Source organism: Elusimicrobiota bacterium, from assembly GCA_016788905.1.
Taxonomy (GTDB): domain Bacteria; phylum Elusimicrobiota; class Elusimicrobia; order FEN-1173; family FEN-1173; genus JADKHR01.
On sequence record JAEURZ010000030.1, the window covers coordinates 1 to 3,629 of the forward strand.

Below are 3,629 nucleotides of genomic sequence, written 5' to 3' on the forward strand. Positions count from 1 at the left end.
CTCCGGTATCTAAGGGGGGTTCCGCCCTTCAGCTCACCCTTATTTTGGTTTCTCACCCCCTGGAGCTAAACAGACACAGAAATTCGCCCTTGGCTAATACCTAATTAACTAAATGCGTCCCTCTTGTCCTCTCTTGTCCACTAAAAAGAAAATATCCTTGCTGGGCTTCGCCCAACCAAGGCCACCAGTTCTATTATGAAACTTAGCGCTCGCCTATAAACGGAACTCTAACGAGGATTCCTGATACCGGAACTGTCTCAACCGTTTGGCTGTATTGACCTTCCCTCCCAATGGTTTCCACAGACCTAATCATCGTATTGATAGTTGCAGATTTTTTGTGCCAAAGCCGAGCCTCAGAGATGGGTAGCCCGAATCGTTCTATGACGAATGTCTTTCCATCTGTGCCTAACTTAACTTTAGGCTCTGTCATGCCTGCCTTTTTCAATATATCGAGCGGCCTTACTGTCATCTCCCCGTTGCTGGGAATTTCCATGAATTCCCTCAAGTCCAGGGAATCAAAGGACCGAACTAGGCGAAGTGCATCTCGACCAGACCTGATTTTAATGTTGAGCATTTGAAAATCGGAAGGCGCGGACAGTTTTACTACGCGCTGGTCTGCCAACACCGCATAGATCTCAAAAGCCTGCGGCGCTGAACGAACTGGCCTCCCCGGATGCGGTAATGAAGAAAATTCAGACAATGAAGACGTTGATTTCACCGAGAAAAAACGCTGGCCAGCGGGGAGAAAGGGTAGTTTCCAATATACGTTGGCCGTGATATCCGATTGGAATTTTCCGGCTACTTCTTGGTCAAAGGAAGACTTTGGGATTCCCTTCCCCGCATAGCCCTCCATCCCCGCCTGCTCCAGGACCTCAACAATTTCTGGATGCTCGCAGTAAAAAGCCATAACCTTCGCATTCTGGCCACCGCTGCCAAAAAGATAAAGATTAGGGTTATGCTCAAGGAGTGCCCTTACGGTTTCTGTTGTGCCAAACCTTGCGGCGTACATGAGGGGCGTATCCCCGTATTCGTCCTTCGCGTCAACTTTTGCCCCTTTGGAAATCAGGAGGTGGATCGAACCAGATCTTCCGCTTGCGGCGGCAAGCATTAGCAGGTTTTTGCCCTCGCTGTTTTTAGTTGACGGGTTGAGGCCCTTTTCCAAAAAAATCTTCAGGATTTCAGGCGATCCCCGCGCCAGGAGATCGGCGTTAGTAATGGAGACGCCGTCCATTTTATCTTGCGGCCTAAACGAGCAACCTGCCCCCACCAAAGCTGTCACGATGTCCTCTTGGTTAAGAGCAATGGCAGCTTGCAATGGAGTGGCCCGGCTAATGAGCGGATTTACAAAGATATTGGCTTTCGACAGGGGGTATCCCAATTTCACCAAGCGCTCGAACAAGACGAGGTCGCCCCTTTTGATTGCCGCCGCCATTACCGATGGGTCCGCAGGATAGGCTTCGTTGACCGCTTGCATGATTTCGTCCAACCGTTGATTAAAAATGTAGTTGAGCGAGGATTCGCTGGGCGTGGCGGCGCCCGCCTTGATGAGAATTTGAGCTATTTTTATTTTTGAGCCCCTCGAGATGTAGCCATCCATCACCGTGGCGTCTAATGGCGGAAAGGGCTCCCCTAGGGGTCCCTTGTTTGGGTCTGCACCCTTTTTCAATAAGGCCTCAACCAGTTTAGAGTCGCCGGATCGAACGGCCTTAATTAGTTGTGCTTGCAGAGGCTCATTCTCAGTGGCCACCGATATCCTGGGAAGATAATTACTAAGCGTAAATATGAATATCGAGATCAAGAACGGAGCTCTCATAAAACCTCCTCTTAATGTGTTAGGCGTCATGTCCAAAGAGACACCAAATAGCTCAGCTTGTTCCCTAAAGCACCCGCCCTCGATCGATTAATTACTAGGCGAATCTTTATGGATCAATGGATATCGGAGAAAGTGTCGGGCGATCCCTTTCCCGCTTCCCGACTTTTGTATCCGAACAAACCGCCATGCTGTGAATGGTTGGGGACGCCTCGGCCGTCCATTCCCGAAGGTTTTACGAAAGCAGGGAAATGGAGGGGGCCAGGAAAAGCACGTGCCCTTGCGGGGCCATATGCTCGGCGATCTTCAAGGCCGTGAACATCTTCCCGGTCCTGCACCGTGATCAATTTCCCGCGGTCGGCCTTGTCCAGCCCTTTTACCACGTCCTGCAAGGCCTCCGTCTGATGATCCTTCGAGGTCTTGCGTTTCCGAAGGCCGATATCTTGGGGGCGTTGAAGGATAAACTTCGACCAGTCAACGGGGCTCGCGTCCAAACCCTGAACGAGAAGACGGAAGATGGGCTTCGACTGGCTTAGGAGCGCGTGCTCAGCGCTCTCACTCCATTTATCCGTCGTGGAAACGATCAAACAGAAGGAGAACTGCGTTTTCCGGGCGGCAGTAAAAAAGGAGCCGATGTCGTCTTTGCAATGCTGTGGTCCGGCGAGTAGAATTTGCATTGGACGGCGCAGTAATCCCTCGTGGCCCTTTCCTGCGCCACCAGGTCGATCCCCACGTCGCCCACCTTCCCCTTGAGAGGCCAGTCGTTCCACATCCAAACGTTTGGAAATCGGTCCGCATGCAGCGGGTCGATTTGAAGTTACCGGCAAATCAACCGTTCAAATCGGTCCCCGAGATCATGGTTGGACGCGGCCTCCTCGCGAAACTGCTGAAGAATATCCTTGATGGATTTTTTCATTAGGATAGGGGTTCATTTTTAACTGCTTCTTCTATTATTTGTAGAACCGTCTTCTGAATCGAAAGCTCCTTCAAAAACGCCCTGTGACGTAGCTTTCGATGTGTCTCTTTCGACAAGTGAATAAGGAGGGCCTTCTCTAGCCCTTTTTTCTTATAAAACGAAAAACCTTCTCTTCCGGTTTTTTGCTCTTATCGGTCCAAATTCGAACCAGTTAGGCCGCCTGCATTAGTTTAAAAAACTCCGCTGGGGTCTTCATCCCCAACGCCGAATGGGGGGCGAAGGTGTTGTAGTCCACCACCCACTTTTCTATTTGTTTTCTTAGCACTTCAATGTTGTCCAGATTTCCCTGATACACATAATCCCGCTTGAATGTCCCGTTAAAGGCTTCACATATTCCGTTTGATTCCGGAGAATAACTTGGGGTGTGACAATCCACCACATCCCATTCCAGTAACCTTTTGCGAAACACCTTCTCCACATATTCGGGACCGTTATCATGCAGGAACTCCAGCCCCGGTGCCCGGATTTGATCCTTTGAAAATCGGGTCAGGATCGCCTCCTCAATCATTTGCTCAATATCCACCGCCTGCATTCGAAGACCCAGCCGCCATGCGATAATGGACCGATCGCAACAATCCAGAACGTATGTAAACCGGGCTTTCAACCCATCCCACAGTTTGATGCTTGTGATATCGCTCGCCCATCGTGTGTTGGGTTCCTCTACGCTGATTTTACCCGTGTGTTCCCGCCGGCTTTGTTGGCCAAGCGTCTTGGAAATAAGTAACCCTTCCTCTTCCATGATCGAGTAAACCCGATGATAGCTCATCTTTTCCCCATAATCCCGCTCCGCAATTCGCCGCACTCGCGGGACCCCGTATGTGGGCCGATCCCCACAGATTTTCC

Annotated in this window: 4 protein-coding genes; all 4 read right to left on the bottom strand. The window is 50.6% G+C overall.

Translation table 11 applies throughout. The annotated features are described in order from the left end of the window. Nucleotides 1-202: 202 nt before the first annotated feature. Entirely contained in the window at nt 203-1,813 is a 1,611-nt protein-coding gene (locus JNK54_10200) for an ankyrin repeat domain-containing protein (protein MBL8024630.1), read from the bottom strand. A gap of 113 nt (nt 1,814-1,926) precedes the next feature. Further along, the gene (locus tag JNK54_10205) at nt 1,927-2,487 is read right to left on the bottom strand and encodes a hypothetical protein (GenBank protein ID MBL8024631.1); all 561 of its coding nucleotides are present in this window, start codon (nt 2,485-2,487) and stop codon (nt 1,927-1,929) included. After that, nucleotides 2,394-2,582 carry a hypothetical protein gene (locus JNK54_10210; GenBank protein ID MBL8024632.1) on the bottom strand — a complete coding sequence of 63 codons (189 nt, stop codon included), beginning with the start codon at nt 2,580-2,582 and terminating at the stop codon, nt 2,394-2,396. The genes JNK54_10205 and JNK54_10210 overlap by 94 nt, the downstream gene beginning before the upstream one ends. Nucleotides 2,583-2,937: 355 nt before the next feature. Next, the coding region (locus JNK54_10215) for an IS3 family transposase (GenBank protein MBL8024633.1) at nt 2,938-3,629 on the bottom strand (692 nt) is incomplete at its 5' end.